18 protein-coding genes and 2 pseudogenes are annotated in these 16,420 nt (G+C 37.3%); 14 read left to right on the forward strand and 6 right to left on the reverse strand.

Going from position 1 to position 16,420, the window contains the following annotated elements; genetic code table 11:
- Positions 1-84: 84 nt before the first annotated feature.
- The 4 genes from IRB43_RS06430 to IRB43_RS06445 all read left to right on the forward strand — a co-directional run bounded on the left by IRB43_RS06430 (position 85) and on the right by IRB43_RS06445 (position 3,396).
- Positions 85-936 carry an ABC transporter ATP-binding protein gene (locus IRB43_RS06430; protein WP_203362620.1) on the forward strand — a complete coding sequence of 284 codons (852 nt, stop codon included), beginning with the start codon at positions 85-87 and terminating at the stop codon, positions 934-936.
- Positions 929-1,660: an ABC transporter permease gene (locus tag IRB43_RS18150; protein ID WP_203362621.1), complete on the forward strand. Its 732-nt coding sequence runs from the start codon at positions 929-931 to the stop codon at positions 1,658-1,660. Before IRB43_RS06430 ends, IRB43_RS18150 begins: the two co-directional genes overlap by 8 nt.
- A 31-nt stretch (positions 1,661-1,691) precedes the next feature.
- A complete protein-coding gene (locus tag IRB43_RS06440) occupies positions 1,692-2,375 on the forward strand; it encodes a response regulator transcription factor (protein ID WP_343070818.1) in 684 nt (227 codons plus the stop codon).
- Between the two features lie 310 nt (positions 2,376-2,685).
- The gene (locus IRB43_RS06445) at positions 2,686-3,396 is read left to right on the forward strand and encodes a sensor histidine kinase (protein ID WP_203362623.1); all 711 of its coding nucleotides are present in this window, start codon (positions 2,686-2,688) and stop codon (positions 3,394-3,396) included.
- Between the two features lie 815 nt (positions 3,397-4,211).
- Here the strand turns inward: IRB43_RS06445 and IRB43_RS18155 are convergent.
- Positions 4,212-4,350, reverse strand: a pseudogene (locus IRB43_RS18155) (JAB domain-containing protein); the annotation flags it as partial.
- 102 nt (positions 4,351-4,452) lie between these two features.
- On the opposite strand from IRB43_RS18155, the gene IRB43_RS06450 reads away from it, so the two are divergent.
- The 6 genes from IRB43_RS06450 (at position 4,453) to IRB43_RS06475 (ending at position 9,356) form a co-directional block, all read left to right on the forward strand.
- Positions 4,453-5,193, forward strand: coding sequence for a MerR family transcriptional regulator (locus tag IRB43_RS06450; protein ID WP_203362624.1), 741 nt, complete (start codon positions 4,453-4,455; stop codon positions 5,191-5,193).
- Positions 5,194-5,329: 136 nt separating this feature from the next.
- The gene (locus IRB43_RS06455) at positions 5,330-5,917 is read left to right on the forward strand and encodes a TetR family transcriptional regulator (RefSeq protein ID WP_203362625.1); all 588 of its coding nucleotides are present in this window, start codon (positions 5,330-5,332) and stop codon (positions 5,915-5,917) included.
- Positions 5,918-5,932: 15 nt separating this feature from the next.
- A complete protein-coding gene (locus tag IRB43_RS06460) occupies positions 5,933-6,316 on the forward strand; it encodes a DUF5367 domain-containing protein (protein WP_203362626.1) in 384 nt (127 codons plus the stop codon).
- Between the two features lie 115 nt (positions 6,317-6,431).
- A complete protein-coding gene (gene desA, locus IRB43_RS06465) occupies positions 6,432-7,478 on the forward strand; it encodes a Delta(5) desaturase DesA (protein ID WP_203362627.1) in 1,047 nt (348 codons plus the stop codon).
- A gap of 145 nt (positions 7,479-7,623) precedes the next feature.
- Positions 7,624-8,760, forward strand: a complete 1,137-nt coding sequence (locus IRB43_RS06470; RefSeq protein ID WP_203362628.1) for a sensor histidine kinase — start codon at positions 7,624-7,626, stop codon at positions 8,758-8,760.
- Positions 8,757-9,356, forward strand: coding sequence for a response regulator transcription factor (locus IRB43_RS06475; RefSeq protein ID WP_203362629.1), 600 nt, complete (start codon positions 8,757-8,759; stop codon positions 9,354-9,356). Before IRB43_RS06470 ends, IRB43_RS06475 begins: the two co-directional genes overlap by 4 nt.
- A 35-nt stretch (positions 9,357-9,391) precedes the next feature.
- Here IRB43_RS06475 and IRB43_RS06480 read toward each other — a convergent pair whose 3' ends face one another.
- From IRB43_RS06480 to IRB43_RS06490, 3 genes are read right to left on the reverse strand one after another with little or no spacing between them, the layout of a single operon-like run.
- Positions 9,392-9,517, reverse strand: a complete 126-nt coding sequence (locus tag IRB43_RS06480) for a small acid-soluble spore protein P (protein WP_203362630.1) — start codon at positions 9,515-9,517, stop codon at positions 9,392-9,394.
- 15 nt (positions 9,518-9,532) lie between these two features.
- Positions 9,533-9,730 (reverse strand): DUF3813 domain-containing protein, encoded by a 198-nt coding sequence (locus IRB43_RS06485; protein ID WP_203362631.1) that lies wholly within the window; start codon positions 9,728-9,730, stop codon positions 9,533-9,535.
- A complete protein-coding gene (locus tag IRB43_RS06490; protein WP_203362632.1) occupies positions 9,731-9,895 on the reverse strand; it encodes a hypothetical protein in 165 nt (54 codons plus the stop codon).
- 544 nt (positions 9,896-10,439) lie between these two features.
- Between IRB43_RS06490 and IRB43_RS17800 the strand changes: the two genes are divergently transcribed.
- From IRB43_RS17800 to IRB43_RS06500, 3 genes and pseudogenes are all read left to right on the forward strand, one after another.
- Positions 10,440-10,520, forward strand: coding sequence for a putative holin-like toxin (locus IRB43_RS17800; protein ID WP_275296761.1), 81 nt, complete (start codon positions 10,440-10,442; stop codon positions 10,518-10,520).
- 322 nt (positions 10,521-10,842) lie between these two features.
- Positions 10,843-11,232 carry an ASCH domain-containing protein gene (locus tag IRB43_RS06495; RefSeq protein WP_203362633.1) on the forward strand — a complete coding sequence of 130 codons (390 nt, stop codon included), beginning with the start codon at positions 10,843-10,845 and terminating at the stop codon, positions 11,230-11,232.
- Between the two features lie 6 nt (positions 11,233-11,238).
- Positions 11,239-11,665: pseudogene (locus tag IRB43_RS06500) on the forward strand (hypothetical protein).
- Positions 11,666-11,703: 38 nt separating this feature from the next.
- Here the strand turns inward: IRB43_RS06500 and IRB43_RS06505 are convergent.
- Entirely contained in the window at positions 11,704-12,858 is a 1,155-nt protein-coding gene (locus IRB43_RS06505; RefSeq protein WP_203362634.1) for an MFS transporter, read from the reverse strand.
- A gap of 227 nt (positions 12,859-13,085) precedes the next feature.
- On the opposite strand from IRB43_RS06505, the gene IRB43_RS06510 reads away from it, so the two are divergent.
- Positions 13,086-15,017 (forward strand): S-layer homology domain-containing protein, encoded by a 1,932-nt coding sequence (locus IRB43_RS06510; protein WP_203362635.1) that lies wholly within the window; start codon positions 13,086-13,088, stop codon positions 15,015-15,017.
- A gap of 135 nt (positions 15,018-15,152) precedes the next feature.
- Here IRB43_RS06510 and IRB43_RS06515 read toward each other — a convergent pair whose 3' ends face one another.
- Complete coding sequence (locus tag IRB43_RS06515) at positions 15,153-16,271, reverse strand: tyrosine-type recombinase/integrase (protein WP_203362636.1); 1,119 nt, start codon at positions 16,269-16,271, stop codon at positions 15,153-15,155.
- Positions 16,272-16,420 lie beyond the last annotated feature (149 nt).

Here is a 16,420-nt window from a genome sequence, read left to right on the forward strand (position 1 = left end):
AACCTGCACTGATTTTGTTTTTAATTTATATCATAAGTGTAATTTCATTTTTGTTTATATATAACAGTTAAGGGAGTGAGAAAGATGATAGTCTTGCGAAATGTTTCGTTCGATGTGAAGGGAAACTTCATTTTAAACAACATTAATTTGGAACTAGAAGAAGGAAAAGTATATGGATTATTAGGACCTAACGGAGCTGGGAAAACAACATTATTTAAAACATTATTAAATACGATTGAATACAAGGGCGACATTCAAAAAGATCCGGATAACATGACTATTGGTCAATTAATCGAATACCCGGCTTTTTATCCAAATTTAACTTGTATAGAAAATCTAAAATTACATGCCTCGTATGCTGATATAAACCAAGATGATTCTGCTATAAATGACTTATTAAGGATGGTTGGATTAATGGGTTCTAAAAGTAAAAAGTTTAAAGAATTATCTATTGGGATGAAGCAGCGATTGGGCGTAGCGAAAGCTTTGATGGGCAATCCCGATTTACTACTGTTGGATGAGCCAACAAACGGGTTAGATCCCATGGGTATGAAGGATATGCGAGATCTGGTAGAACGGAATCTTAAAAGCAACAATAGAACAATCTTGATTTCAAGCCATAATCTAAATGAAGTGTCCTTGATGACGGATACTTTTTTATTCATGAGGAATGGTGAAACAGTTTTAAAGATTGATAACGAAGATGATATCTATGTTTATGGAAGTGTTCAACAAATAGCAAATCAAATAGATAGGGAGATCACATTACTTGAAGACAGGAGAAAAGAGAAATATTTTATTACAAGTGCTAGTAAGTTTAAGAAGTTACAGACCAATAAAGAATTTGTTTACAAAGACGTACAAACATTCACTTTAGAAAATTTATACATCAAACTGATGTCTTCTGATTTAATTGAGGTGAAAGCGGATGCTTAAATTGATCAAAAATGAATGGATTAAGATAAAAAGTGAAAAAGTGATTCTAATTATTGTGCTCCTTAGCCTCATTCCACTGCTAATGAATTTCGTTAATTTTGCTATAAACAATAGGAATGTTCAACTGGATAGCGGTTTTTATTTCACCTATTATAATCAGTATTTTATGATGTTGCCGATTATTTCAAGTGTGTTGGTGTCTTTTGTTTTTTATATCGAAGTGAAGAACAAAACGTATTTAGATTGGATAACGTATAATATTCCGCGTTATAAGCTGCTCTTTTCAAAAATCTTTGTATCTTTGATGATTATGTTGGTTATTTTTTTGGTGCATTTACTCACTTTATCGGTGTTTTATATTATAGTGGATGGGAAGGTTAATCACCTTTTGCAGTTGGTTTACTCATATACCATCCTCAATTCACTAGTCGTGATAATCGTTACCATCACCTTTGCCGCAATCATCCAATTAACAAAAAATATAGTGGCAAGCATATCGATTGGAATAGGGATGTCTTTGTTATCAATGATACTAATGGCTGCGCCTTTTTCATATTTCATTCCAACTGCATTCGGTTATAGACTGGGTTTATATATGATTGATCACGAGTTTTACTATGAGGGGGGAATGTCATCAACCCTTACAGGTATAGGAGTGTTCATTCTATTAATCATTTTTATGCTAGTCATAAACTTGAAAATAATCTATAAGAAAAGCCTTTAAAATATAATCAAGGGGAGAAATAGTCTTGGCTGTGGAAGACATACTCAAAAAATTAACGATCTTTGTACTCGAGGATGATCCGACCATATCGAAGTTCTTACATGTGTTTTTGAGTGATTATTTTAAGAAAGTTATGGTGAAAACGGATAATCGGTTCAGCTATTCGGATTTATGCGATATAGATGTATTTTTATTGGATATTGAAATACCTTTTGATAATGGGTATGAGGTCTGTAAACGGATTAAAACGCTTTATCCTCAAAAACCTGTTATCTTTCTTACGGCGCATAGTCAAATTGAAGACAAAATCAAAGGGCTAGAGCTAGGAGATGAATTCATCCCAAAGCCGTTTGAACCGTTGGAGTTGATTGCAAGGATTAAAAATCTGCTGAAAGACAGGTATAAGCATCACTTCTATTTGAAAAGTGTGGTTGTTGATGAGCAAATACATAAAATCTTTGATAGAGAAACGAGAACTGAAATTCCGTTAAGTAAGACTGAAAGTAAATTATTCTTTTACTTGTTTGAGAACATTGATATTAGCTTGTCAAGGGAACAAATAATCAATCATGTATGGGGAGAGAGCGATCAAACTAATCAAGCAAATTCCTTAAATGTGTATATTAATAGTTTGAGAAATAAGATTGATCATGAAGATGAATTGATCCAAACCATTTATGGTTATGGTTATAAATTATCCGCACCAAAGGAATGATGTTCATGAATAAAAAGCTCTACCTTTTCGTACTCCTATCGGTACTATTCTTCCCAATCGCTTTTATGATTTCGAATTACATTGTATTGGGTGCACATCTAATACATGATTATATAAATGGGACCGATACTCCTTTCAGGGCTTATGAAAATTATTTATCTGTTTTTCCATTTTCATCATCTTGATTTTACTATACGTTGCCTTCCTATCAAAAATCATTATAAATATTTCGTCTGAAATAAGACTTCTTTCGGATCTTATTAGAGAAATAGCCAAAGATCAAAGTTATCCCGAACCGGTAAAGATCCAAGTGTTAAAAAACAACGAAATGAAACACCTGGGCGAGTCAATCAACATATTAATCAACAGGTTAAAGTATAATCAAGATAAATATGAAGAATCGGAAGAAATAAGGAAAAGATATTTAGACCAACTTGCTCATGATATTAAAACACCGCTTTCTATTATTAAAATTAATTTGTTTTATCTAAAAACTGGGCAACATGTAGACGAAGCAATTACAGAGATAAATAGGAATACAGATATCATATCTACCTTAAGCGACCGGATATATCACAAAAATTATCTAAACTCTAACTCAATAATTACTCATATGACACCAATCAACTTAGAAGAATGCGTGAATGAGTGTATTGGAAAATGGAAGAATGCATTAAATCATAAAGAGATTAAAAATAATACCAAAATAGATCCTGGTATTATATGGGAATTGGACAAGGTGTGGTTTGAACGGCTTTTTGATAACATTTTACAAAATATTTTATACCATTCCAAAGCTGATCAATTAACAATAGAAGGATTTAAAGAAGGAGATACACAAAAACTAATTATAATAGATAATGGCATAGGCTTTAATCCAGTGAAAGAGCTTCAGCAATCAAGCCGAAAGGGATTAAATATAATTAATGAGGTTCCGAAATTACTAAGTCTCGACATTTTACTAAAGAGCAATGGAGCGGGAACTAAGATTATACTTTCTCGTATCAACAAAAGTAACTGAAGAGGTTAGAAGAGGTTTGTTCTTGCAGTTGTACTGGGGACGCTGCGCTGCAAACGAGCCATGATTGTAGTGGAATCATGGTATGAAACCAAGGTTGAGGGAAAAAGGAAGATAGAGAAATGAAACCAATAAGTTAAATGGAGATACCGTAGAAGTTCTTTTAAATGAAACAGAAGATAATGATTGAAAATTCAGAAGAGATTTAAGGATTTCATACCCCCTCAATTCAATTTGGAGTTATTCTGAAACAGGTATTCCTTATCTAAATCCAGAAATCGTACTTCTATATAAGGGGAAAAACACAAGAGAAAAAGACCATCAAGACTTTATGGTAATTAAGGACTCCATCTCGCATCTTGTGTATTTGGACCAGTGAAAAGAGTATTCTTGATTTAGATGATGGAATCTCTTCATGGATTCATGGCGATAAATATCTGTAGGGATTGAGAGGCCGCCCATTAATTGAACGGGTGTGTTCTTTTTTCCGCTTTCATCAAAGAAAATGGATATATTAGATCGTAACGTGTGCAAAATAATCCCGCCTCTTTACAAAAATGAGTAATTAAATCATAATAAAAGTGTAATAATAAGATATATACCATCTTCACTCGTGGCGCCTCGTCTGCGTGTGAAATGGTTCGAGAGAAAGGAACTTGCCCGGCTTGACGGACACGTTCCTTTTTTGTTGTATGTTGTAGAATAAAATCGCAATATCCTCCTTCGATCATAGCCAAAAAACACAGAATGAGCAATGTTTGCTAAGAAAAAAGCAAAGAAGCGACGAGGCTCCTTTGCTTTTTTTCTCTGAATGTGTTTTAAACATACCCTTTTTCTTTTAAAAAACAAATTCTCCGTCCTCAACCACAATATGGTCAAGCAAGGCAATCCCTATGGTCTTTCCGCGAGTCGCTTGGTCACTTCAATATCTTCGTGACTTGGTGCTGGCGAGCCGCTGGATAGCAATAGGTAAGGCGATGAATCAAAATATTTTTATGATTATAGTTGACTCTAACGCTACGTCATACTTTATTGTTAGTGATGAAGGGGGAACAAGGAATGAGAGCAAAAGAAGTAGCTGATTTAGTTGGGATTAGTGTACGTACACTGCATCATTATGATGAAATTGGCTTGCTGGTTCCCGATGAGGTAACGGAGGCGGGGTATCGCGTGTACTCGGATGAGAATTTGGAAATGTTGCAGCAAATATTATTTTTCAGAGAGTTAGACTTCCCTTTAAAGAAAATTAAAGAAATGATTAACAGTCCGTCATTTGATCGAGAAGAAGCCCTCGAGTTGCATCGAAAAATGTTGCTGGAGAAACGACGGAGAATTGATCAAATGCTTCAGACGATTGATCAAACTATTCAATATGTGAAAGGGGAAATTGATATGTCAAACAAAGAAAAATTTGCAGGATTTGACTTTAGTCATAATCCGTATGAACAAGAAGCAAGGGAACGTTGGGGCGATCAAGCGGTGGATGAGTCTAAAAAGAGAATAGGGAATATGACAAAGGATGATCAAAAAGAAATGTCCAAAGAGTGGGATGACATCTATAAAAAATTGGCGGCTCTTCGTCATCACTCTCCAGCATCTCAACAAGCACAAGAAGCAATTAAAGAGTGGTATGATTTTCTGAATAACATGGGGAATTACTCGCTTGAAGCGTTTAAAGGGTTAGGACAAATGTATGTGGATGATGAGCGATTTACGAAAAATATTGATCAATATGGAGAAGGGTTAGCTCGATTTATGAGGGATGCCATGGCTGTATATGTAGACAAAAATAAACTATAACATTATTATGTAAACTTAATAAAAAGAAAACGAAACTACCAGGAAATTCTGTCGGTTTCGTTTTCTTGAAAAAATGAACAATAGATGTTAAGTTAATACAAAGTTAGTTAGTTGAATAACTTAAAGGAGTGGTACAGTGGCTAAACCTAATATTATTAATCGACAAGTATTGATTGACGCAGCAAAATTGTGTTTAGTGGAAAAAGGAATAGAAAAATTCACTTTAAAAGCAGTGGCAGAAGAAGCAGGAGTCACACAAGGAACCGTCTATTATCACTTTCGGACAAAAGAACAATTGTTGTTAGATTTAGTCAAAGATATTTGTGATCATTCTTGGAACGATATCGCGCAGCAACAGAATCATGAAAACATCGTGAAGTATGCTTTAGAGTCAGCGAAAAACCGCTCTTCTGACGAGGCATTTTTTCATCAATTATTCTTTACTTTGACTGTGGCAAGCTTTCAAAATGAAAAGATTAGAGAACAACTGGCCGAGGTTTTACAGGCAGAGAACAAGGCTTTGTTTCAGCATTTATCAAAAATATGGCGTCAATCGCCTATTGAAGGAGTGTCACTTGAGACATGGGGAGTATTTTTCAATGCGCTGATAGACGGCCTGGCTATACAAAATCTAATCTCAAAAAATGTTCAGATAGAAACATTTTTCGAAGAACTAGAGCAATTGTTTATCGGACTAACTAAGCTATCTGCTAATAAAAAATGATCGGAGAAGGAAGCTATGCCGTTTTTCTTATTTTGGGGATTTCTTGTTTGGTTAGGAGCTAGTTTATTATTTCGTTTTTTCGGACATATCTTTTTCGTGACGGATTCTGTGTGGCTGATGATGATTTCTTATCTATTTGCAATCCCATGTATTTTGCTTGTTACTATGCCTATTTATCGTTTAAAGCAGGTGACGAACAATGAGCGATTAGCAGCTGCTATTTGTATCGCTCTCCCAGGTATGCTGATTGACTCTCTTGTGTTAATTTATTTTGATCATGTGTTTGTGAATTTGCCTATTTACACAGATCGTTATTTTGCTTCATGGTTGCTATGGGCCTATTCATGGATCTTGATGACTGGAATAGTAAAAAATAATACGGTGCGAACCCACATGTAATCTAGCTTTCCCCATGGGACATGACATTTATCATACTCCCTATATGACGGGTGCTACTTCAAAGAATGATTTCCCTTCTTTATAATGATGGTATCAATGAAAGAAGGGGAAAGACATGACGATTCAACAACAAAAACAATTAAGAAAACAAATAGCTCCGTTTGAAAAGTCGAGTACAAAAGATAGTGTACGACAATTGTTTAATACGATTGGTCCGTTTATTCTTACTTGGATTTTAGCTTATCAAAGTCTTGAGATTTCATATTTACTTACTTTAGTTTTTGCGACGATTGGTGCTTTTTTGATGACAAGGGTGTTTATTATTTTTCATGATTGCACTCACAATTCATTTTTCAAAAATCGGAAAGCCAATCAAATTGTTGGGACAATTACTGGCATATTGACGTTTTTCCCGTTTTACCAATGGCAGCATAGTCATTCCGTCCACCACGCAACGAGCGGTAATTTAGATAAGCGTGGAACGGGAGATATTTGGATGTTAACGGTAGATGAATATTTAGAATCTCCGTTATGGCGTCGTATCGCGTATCGTTTGTATCGCAATCCAATCGTCATGTTTGGGATTGGACCGACGTATGTGTTCCTTATCACGAATCGCTTTAACAGAAAAGGGGCAAGAAGAAAAGAACGATTAAATACGTATTTCACGAATGTAGCGATTGTTTCTATTATTGCTCTTCTTTGCTGGACAATTGGTTGGAAAGCCTTCCTTTTAGTCGAAGCGCCGATCTTTTTAATTGCAGGAGCTGTAGGTGTATGGCTGTTTTATGTACAGCATACGTTTGAGGATTCCTATTTTGAAGAAGATAAACATTGGGATTATGTGAAAGCAGCGGTGGAGGGAAGTTCTTTCTATAAACTTCCAAAACCTTTGCAATGGCTGACAGGGAATATTGGTTTCCACCACGTTCATCATTTAAGCCCAAGAATTCCGAACTATAAGCTAGAAGAGGCTCATAATCAAACAGAACCTTTAAAAAATATTCCAACGATTACTTTGTCGACGAGCTTAACTTCGTTGAAATTCCGTCTATGGGATGAAAAGAACGATCAATTTATTGGTTTTAAAGAATTAAAAGCTTACGCGAAAAAACGGAAGCCGAAACAGCCTTACATGTCCGTGCCCGTTAAACAAAAATAAATAGTTCATTCATAAAAAACCATGTGTCTTTTCTCTTTTCACTGATTTCGTTATAGTGAGGATACATGGTTTTTTCGTTGTTATTTAGGAAAATGTGGTAAAATAAAAATGAAATGATGTGAAACGATTGAATGAAGGTTTAAGCATGTTGAAGCGGTTAAAGGTTTTTCAAAAAGGCTCAGGAACCGCCCCTTATATATGGAGTATTTTGAGCTTTCTTCCCTTTTACTTTATTTTTCAATCTTCTTCGACGGTTGAAATCATTGTAGGGATCATTTTAACGGTTTTGTTCTTTGTCTTTTTACGGTTAGCTTTTATTTCTAACAACTGGCCGATCTATTTATGGTCATTGATTTTGATTACGATATCGATTACGATGACGATTCTATTTCAGTTTGTGTATTTTGCTTTTTATATTGCCTACTATAACGGGCATATCAAAAAACGAGGAGCTTTTATCACTTTGTATGTGGTCCATCTGTTGGCCACCACGATTTCAATTAATTATAATATTGTGTTGCAAGATCAACTATTTTTATCCCAGCTTCCGTTCATTATCATTATTTGGATTAGTGTGATCCTCCTTCCGTTTAATATTTATAATAAGAAAAAGCAAGAAGAACTTGAAGTGAAATTACAGGACGCCAATGATCGGATTGCGGAGCTAGTTAAGCAAGAAGAACGGCAAAGAATTGCGAGGGATTTGCATGACACATTAGGACAAAAGCTTTCGCTCATTGGCCTCAAAAGCGATTTAGCTCAAAAATTAGTGTTTAAAAATCCGGAACAAGCGCGCAGTGAAATGACAGACGTTCAACAAACGGCTCGAACGGCGTTAAATGAAGTGCGAAAAATGGTTTCATCGATGCGTGGCACTCGCTTATCAGAAGAAATGGTGCTTGTGAAACAAATTTTAAAAGCCGCTCAAATTGAATTAATCAGTGAACCAGAATTCAAATTAACGAATGTTTCTTTGTTTTTAGAAAATATATTAAGTATGTGCATGAAAGAAGCTGTGACGAATATTGTGAAGCATAGCCATGCGACTGTTTGTCACATTCGTGTGCAACAGACAGCGGACCATGTTCGATTAATCATTCAAGATGACGGCATTGGCTTTGACGAAGCAAGGAGCCTTGGAAAAGGAAGCGGCTTGTTGGGAATGCGAGAACGCTTAGAATTCGTCAATGGGACGTTAGAAGTGATTCATAATCAAGGAACGATTTTAATGATGAAAATTCCTAATCATATTAGACAGCGGGAGAAGGGAGAACAAAGATGATTCGAATAGTGATTGCTGAGGATCAGCGGATGCTGTTAGGAGCTTTAGGTTCCTTGCTCAATTTAGAAGAAGATATGGAAGTGATTGGACAAGCGGCGAATGGGGAAGAAGCAATCACTCTTGTTCAACAATTAAAGCCGGATGTTTGTATTATGGATATTGAAATGCCAGGAAAAAGCGGGCTAGAAGCGGCGGAAGAACTAAAAGGTCTAGAGTGTAAAGTGATTATTTTAACGACATTTGCTCGAACCGGCTATTTTCAACGGGCGCTAAAAGCAAAAGTGAGCGGTTATTTATTAAAGGATAGTCCAAGCGAAGAACTGGCGAGCTCGATTCGAAGCATTATGGCAGGCAGCCGCATATACGCTCCGGAATTAATGGATGATTTTTATAGCGAGGAAAATCCGTTAACGGAAAGAGAAAAAGATGTATTAGCGCTTGTTGCCGATGGAAAAAGTACAAAAGAAATTGCGACAGAGCTTCATATTACGACCGGAACGGTGAGAAATTATATTTCTACGATTTTTGATAAATTAGAAGTGAAAAATCGAATCGAAGCGATTTCTCAATCAAAGGAGAAGGGCTGGTTTAAATAGGGGAAGGGACGGTACAGGCATACCGTCCCTCATTTTTACATATCGTGGCTTGCGTTTTTGTTTTGGCGAGAATGGTTTTTGTTTTTTACTTTGTGGGAGCCGCTTAATGGCTGAGGTTGAGTGGATTCTGTTTTTTCTGACTTGGAGGCACTTTTCGTCATTGTTTTTCCGCCCCTTTACATGGTTTGATGACTGTCGTGTTCGACTTGTCTTAAATTTTCTTGCATTTGACTTAACTGTTCTTGCTGGGCCAATGTCGAATTGGCAAAAGCGGAGACAAGACTATTTTTCGCTGTTGCGATATTTTCTTCTGTTGAATCCGTCAGCGCTTGATGGACAAATCGTCTTGCCTCTCGGAAAAGCTTCTGTCCCATTTAAAACCCTCCAAGTGTCATATCAGGGTTTTCTTCGGTCTGTTCATTCGTATAACGAGCTTCTGATTCCGAGAAAGTTGTCCGATAAGGGAAGCGCTCATCATGCTTAGAAACGGCATCTTTTCCTTGTTGGACAAAACGTTTCGATTTGCTGTTTTTTCCCATTATGAATCCCTCCGAATAATGAGTTCACAGAAGATGTCTGTGTCCTTCTTATTGTGACTTTAAATCAACGGATTATGAACAAAAAAATTTTTGTTTTTGATGTATAAATGTTGAACCGAGTGGCTATTATAAATAAGGCAAGGAACGAAAAACTCCAAATGGGGTGATGGCTTTGGACAAATATTGTGCTAACCCAGATTCGGGAATCTCGCTATACATCATCATGTAAATGAGGTGTTTGTCGGAGAGCAGGTACATGTTGTAAAAACCATTTGAATTTCTTGCAGGTGACGGTACGCTGAGTGGCGTGCCGTCTTTCTCTTTAACGTCTTTTTATCCTGACTACATATTTGCAAGATCTGCTTAGAGTAGAATAGAAAATATACATTATTATTTGGAGGATCTTCAGAAAAGTAATGTGAAGAATGGGAACAAATGTACGTTTGAATGTGGTATAATAAAAGAACAATAGAAAAGGTTTCTCAAGGGTGGTTGGCACACTCCTTCGTAAAGTTAGTTCATACGAGGAAGGAGGTGGTGCCGAATGACAGTGTTTGAAGCATTAACGTTAATGATCTCATTTGCGGGACTTGTTGTGCTTATTCTGTCAGTAAAAAAAGACTAAAACCGCCCTTGAGTTTTGGCCAGCTCAGGCGGTTTTGTTCGTCTTTCTGCCGATCCCCCGATAGGGAACCTTGCTATTGTATCGCCGTTTTCGATGTTACCAGCATCGAAGCGGCTTTTTTAATATATGATTATTCACTTTCATTATACCTGAAAGTGATGGGTTTGAAAACATAATATAATCGTGTCTGAAAACTGTTTGTATAATTAATAAGTCATTGCCCGATGTATTATGGAATGTCATGAGTACTGGAAAAAGAGAAAGAGTAAAAATGGGAACCAAGAGAATTTCGTACATTTTTTCACTTTGTTGCTCTTATAACATGAGAAAGGATATAATAAGGAAGCAATTGATAGTAAAGGTGGTTTTTACATTGACAAATGAACATGAAGTTTTGCCTCCAAAGACTTGTACGATTGAACGTCTGGTGACGATCAAAGAAGATGTGGAAAAGGTGCTAAACGGGCAAAAAACAGCCACACGCCGTAATGGGAGATATGCGGATATTGGGGAGGTCATGACGCTTTCAGATGTTGATTTTGTTGTTGAACGAGTCTATCGGCAGATGCTTGGAGAATTAACTGATGAACACGCTAAACAAGAAGGCTATGCAAGTGTCGAGGAATATAAGCAAGCGATTTTAGCGATTCATCCAGGTATGCCATGGCTTTCACATATGAAAGTATGGGTCCATGAGTTTCGTCAAGTGTAAGTAAATATGATATATACGCTTCTTTTATACATTCATATCTTTAGTGTGATTTTGTCGATTGGACCGTTTTTCGTTTTATTTCCTTTGTTAAAAAAGCTTCGCCAAGCAACGGCTGAAACAGAGCAAACATGTATAGAGATTTTCAGGTCCGCGATCCGACTCGTCAAACATGCAGGTCATGTACTAGTCGGTTCGGGGATTTTATTGATGATGGTTAGTTCGTGGCCGTGGACTACTTCTTGGATAGTGATGACCATTGCTGTCATGGTTAGCTCGATCTTTTTTCTAGCACGGGCGTTTACGCCAACCTTAAAAAAATTCAATAGCGAACAAGCAGCTCCTTGTTGCCAAGCTTTATCGGTCCGTTTGGATTTATATTTCTTTATTAACTATTATGTTGTGGTTTATGGTCGTTAAACCTGTGTTATGGTAAAAGATTCATAGAAAAAAGCAGGCGATCGCCTGCTTTTTTCATTGAGCTTGTTTTTCTTTCATCACTGGCGGCTCGATTAATAGACTGCCAGCCGCTGCAAAGATTAATAAAACACCGGTAAAGAGAAAGCCTTGTAATGGCGAAAATGCAAATAAGCCAGTTAATCCAGAACCAATCACCACACCTAAAGAGAAGAAAGCATAAAAGTATCCATACGCTTTGCCACGGTGAGCAGGTGCAATGGCTTGAACGAGTAACGAATTGAGTGATGGAAAGAGAAAGGCAAATCCAATACCATATAGAACCATACATAAATATAAGAAAGAAGTATCATCAAACTGACTCAGTAAAATCAGACTAAGTCCCATTGCACTCATACCAAACGCTAATGTCCACATCGGTTGGATCAGATCAAACAGCCGATTGGTCGGTAATAGGAAAATGAGAATAGCCGTCACACCGAATGTGCTTAATAACATCCCGCTCGTTTGGGCATCAAATCCAAGATGAATCACTTTCAGCGGCAACATATAAGCGAGAACACCTTGGGAGAACATTAATAGAAAAGCGCCAATAAATGCTTTGACCACGTTTGCTTCTTGGAAGAAGGCCCGCACGAGCATTGTTTGTTTTGTCTTTGGCTCCATCGAAGCCCTTACATTGTTTCGTAAAAAAAGGAGGGAAACAACAGCTAAAATAAGCATGCCAATAGCGGTCACTGTCAATACGGCTACTTCACTCGTTCTGCTAGCCATAATGCCGCTAAAGGCAGGACCAATCACGGCTGCTAACCCCACAAAAGCTCCAGAGATCGCTGAACTTTTTCCTTTTTTTCCTTCCGTTGCCGCATTGGCTAAATAAGTGAAAGCAGCGGGAACGATAAATCCAGCCAGCAATCCGTGCAAAAATCGAACCGCCAATAATGACCAAGCATCCACCGCTAAACGATACAATAACAGCGATACACTCGTTAAGAGTAAACCGATAAATAAAATGCGAAAGGCCCCTTTTCTATCCGTTAGAAACCCGGAGACTACATTGCCAATAGTATTAGAAAAAGAATAAATACCAACTACTAGTCCAGTCAATAGCGGTGTTGCTCCTAATGATTCTGCAAAAGGACTCATAATCGGGAGCTGAGTAAACAAATCAAAGAATGAGAAAAACACAATGATATAAACAAATATTCTCATGAGGAATAGCCTCCATCTAGTTGTCTTGTTTTCTATTGTTCGGTTTATTGAAGCATTTGTCAACGGCGATTTAATGAATAATGATCTATTTTCATAGGAAAGTAAGTGAACGGTCTCTTTAGAGAAAATAGTTTATAACTCTATTTGAAAAGATTGTCAACTAAGTTCATCTATTATACTATTAGATTTAACAGGTGTTTTCCTGAAATTTATAATGGAGGAAAAATATGAAGAAGAAACGAAACTGGCAGAAGGTGAGTCCTGTTTTACTTGCTGCTACACTAAGTGTAAGCGGTATACTGATTCCTGCTTCTAATGTATCCCATGTGCAAGCACAAGAAGCAATTTCTGTACATGCTGAACAAGTAGCCACTTCATTTATGACAGCGGTTACTAATGAAAAATGGGACGAGGCGTACGCATTACTGAATGAAAACTTAAAAAAACATATGACGCAGCAAGATTTGGCACGTATTTGGCAAGCGAAAACAACGGCTTTTGGTAAGATCGGAAAGCAAATCTCTGTGAAGAAAGTAATGAATGCGGTTCATACAAACATTGTGATGACTTATGAAGGTACGGCTTTTCCAATGGAGGTTACTGTGAACTTAGACAAAGAGGGACGTATTGACGACTTCTTTATTCCTTTCTATTATTCACCGCCAAGTCAGTATAAGAAACCTACATATGAAAAGGAAGCGAATTATTCTGAGCAACAAGTGAAAATTGGTGAAGGAGAATTGGCTTTGCCTGGGACACTGACGATCCCAAAAGGGAAAGGCCCATTTCCAGCTATTGTCCTTGTCCATGGATCAGGACCGAACGATCAAGATGAATCATTCTATTCTACGAGAGCTTTTCGTGATATTGCTGTCGGTTTAGCCAATGAAGGAATCGCTGTTCTTCGCTATGAAAAAGTGACGAGAGAGCATCATTTAAAAACCGGAATGAATTCGAAATTTAGTATTCAAGAAGAAACGATTGATGATGCAGTGAAAGCCGTTCAGCTTTTAGGAGATCATCCTGAAGTGAGTGATCAAATTTATGTATTAGGCCACAGTCAAGGCGGATATGCAATGCCGCGTATTTTAGAAGCAGATAAAAAGAAGCAAATTAAAGGTGGAATTATTGTATCAGGACCAAGTGGCAAGTTTCAAGATTTGATGTTAAAGCAGCAACAAGACGGATTAGAAAGAGCAAAGGAACAAGACCTGCCTCCTGAACAACTAGAAGCAGCCAAAGCAAACCTTGCCTTTTGGGAGCAACAAATCGCTTTAATTAACAACCCTGCTTATTCAAAAGATCATATCCCTAAAGAATTTCAACTTCCAAATGCGTACTGGTGGTTTGAACTTCGTGATTATGTACCAACCCAGCTAGCAATTAAACAAAACGTTCCGCTATTGATCATGCAGGGCGGAAAGGACTTGCAAGTACCGCCTTCTGATTTAGATGGTTGGAAGAATGCGTTAGCGAAGCGGAAAAATGTTGACTACAAAATGTATCCAGATTTAATTCATTTACTTGTTAACTACAAGGGTGAACCTGATTTTTCTGAGTATGCGATTCCAGCCAATGTGCCGGAAGAGTTTATTAAGGATATCAATAATTGGGTAAAAGGGGAGAAGGAATCTTTGGCATTTAAGGATGTCACACCAGACTTTTGGGCGTATAAAGAAATACAATTTATTGCTGAAAAAGGATATATTAATGGATACAAGGATGGAAGTTTTCAGCCGAACAAAGTGGTTACAAGAGCGCATGCTGCTAAATTGTTAGCCAATGCGTTAAACTTTGATCGCAAGTTGGTGAAGGATTCAACGGAATTTAAGGATGTAGCATCGGACAATGAGTTTTTACCATATATCCGCTTCTTAAAACAAAATGGCGTACTGTCAGGCTTCAAAGATGGCACATTTAGACCGAATGACGAACTGACTCGTTCTCAATTAGCTAAACTATTGTCAATAGCCTTTGACTTAAAAGGTCAGCCAACAAAACCTTTTAAAGATGTGAGTAAAAATTATTGGGCTGCTCCATACATCGATGCTCTCGCGGCCAATGGTATCACCGTTGGAAATTTCAATGGAACGTTTGGTCCGAATCAAAAAGTCACTCGTGCCCAAGCGGCTGTCTTTTTATATCGGGTGGTTCAATGAGAACAATAGCATTCTACTTGTACTAGTGATTTGAATTTGTTGACCCAGAAAACGATGGAGTTGACCAAGAAAGATATTCATGAAACAAATAATGAAGCAAGGGAAAAATATTCACATTTTTCCTTTGCTTCATTTTTATCTAAAAAGGTTCACTTTTTGCAAATGAACATGGGTGTTGTCTTGATTGATCCGTTCTAAGTACATATTGGTTGTGGAAATATCCGAATGGCCTGCCCAGTCTTTAACGACGGCGAGTGGCACATCGTTTTCAAGCAGCATCGTTACAAATGTATGTCGGAACCAGTGGGGAGAGACGTGCGAGTTTTTCCCGGCTAAATGAACGGCTTCTTTAACGATTTTATACAAACTTGGGTAAGTTAATCTCTTTTTATTTGTATACGGTTCTTTCTTATTATATAAAGCAAAGAAGAGCGGGCTCGTATCATATGGGTCGATCTCCATTGACTCTCCTATACATTTTCTGTAATCAAAGAGCAAATCACTAGTCTCTTCTCGGACAGGAATTGTTCGCGCTTTTCCTCCTTTTCCAATTACATCAGCAAACAGAAAACCTTGTCGATTATAGCGAAAACTTCCCCAATTTAAGCTTAATAGCTCACTAGCACGAAGCCCCGTTGTATAGAGGAGGTAACCAATCAATAAATTTCGCTTTTGTAACTGTTCACGATTTTGCTTGGCTTTGACCACTTTGGGAAAGAAAGAAATCACATATTCCGCTTCTCTCTGGTTCAACTCTCTCATTTGGACACGTGTTTGCCGCTCTTCTGGACGAGTTTCTTCTATTATATAGTGTCCTTTTTTAGCGGGCGGCTTGGAGATCCAAGTGGAAAGGTGAGCTTTGTAAAATTGTGTTTCATAGCCAAAGTCTAGTAGTCTACGAAAAAACTCCAATTTTCGTATTGCTGATTTCGCAGCATATTTATCTTTAATATATTTATTATACGCTTTTACTTCAGGAAAGCCGACGTCTCGAAAAGATAGAGAATGCTCCGTTAAAAAAATCAGCAACGTCTTAGCATCCGAACGATAAGCTTTCAGTGTATGAGGAGAAAGCTCCCGATCTGCCGAAAAGATTTTCTCAAGGAAAAACAGTTCCAGAAATTCTTCCTCGGAACTATCGGCAAGGGAGAGGTTTCGATGTTCATCGAGAAGCTGTCGGTGCTCTAACTCTGTTTTCAATTTTGATAAATATTGTTCACTCGTTATTTGATTCAAAAGGGTCAAATCATTCATCAGGAAGCACCTCTATTAGTTTAAAATAATATCATTATGTATAGTAAAGATAATACCTAATTATCTTTACTTCTATTGTATCATAGAATACTCGTTTCATACAGAGATAGATATAACAAAAAATGGATGTCGCTGAGAGCCTCTGTGGC

The sequence above is a fragment of the Bacillus sp. REN10 genome (genome assembly GCF_016820555.1).
Taxonomy (GTDB): domain Bacteria; phylum Bacillota; class Bacilli; order Bacillales; family Domibacillaceae; genus Bacillus_CE.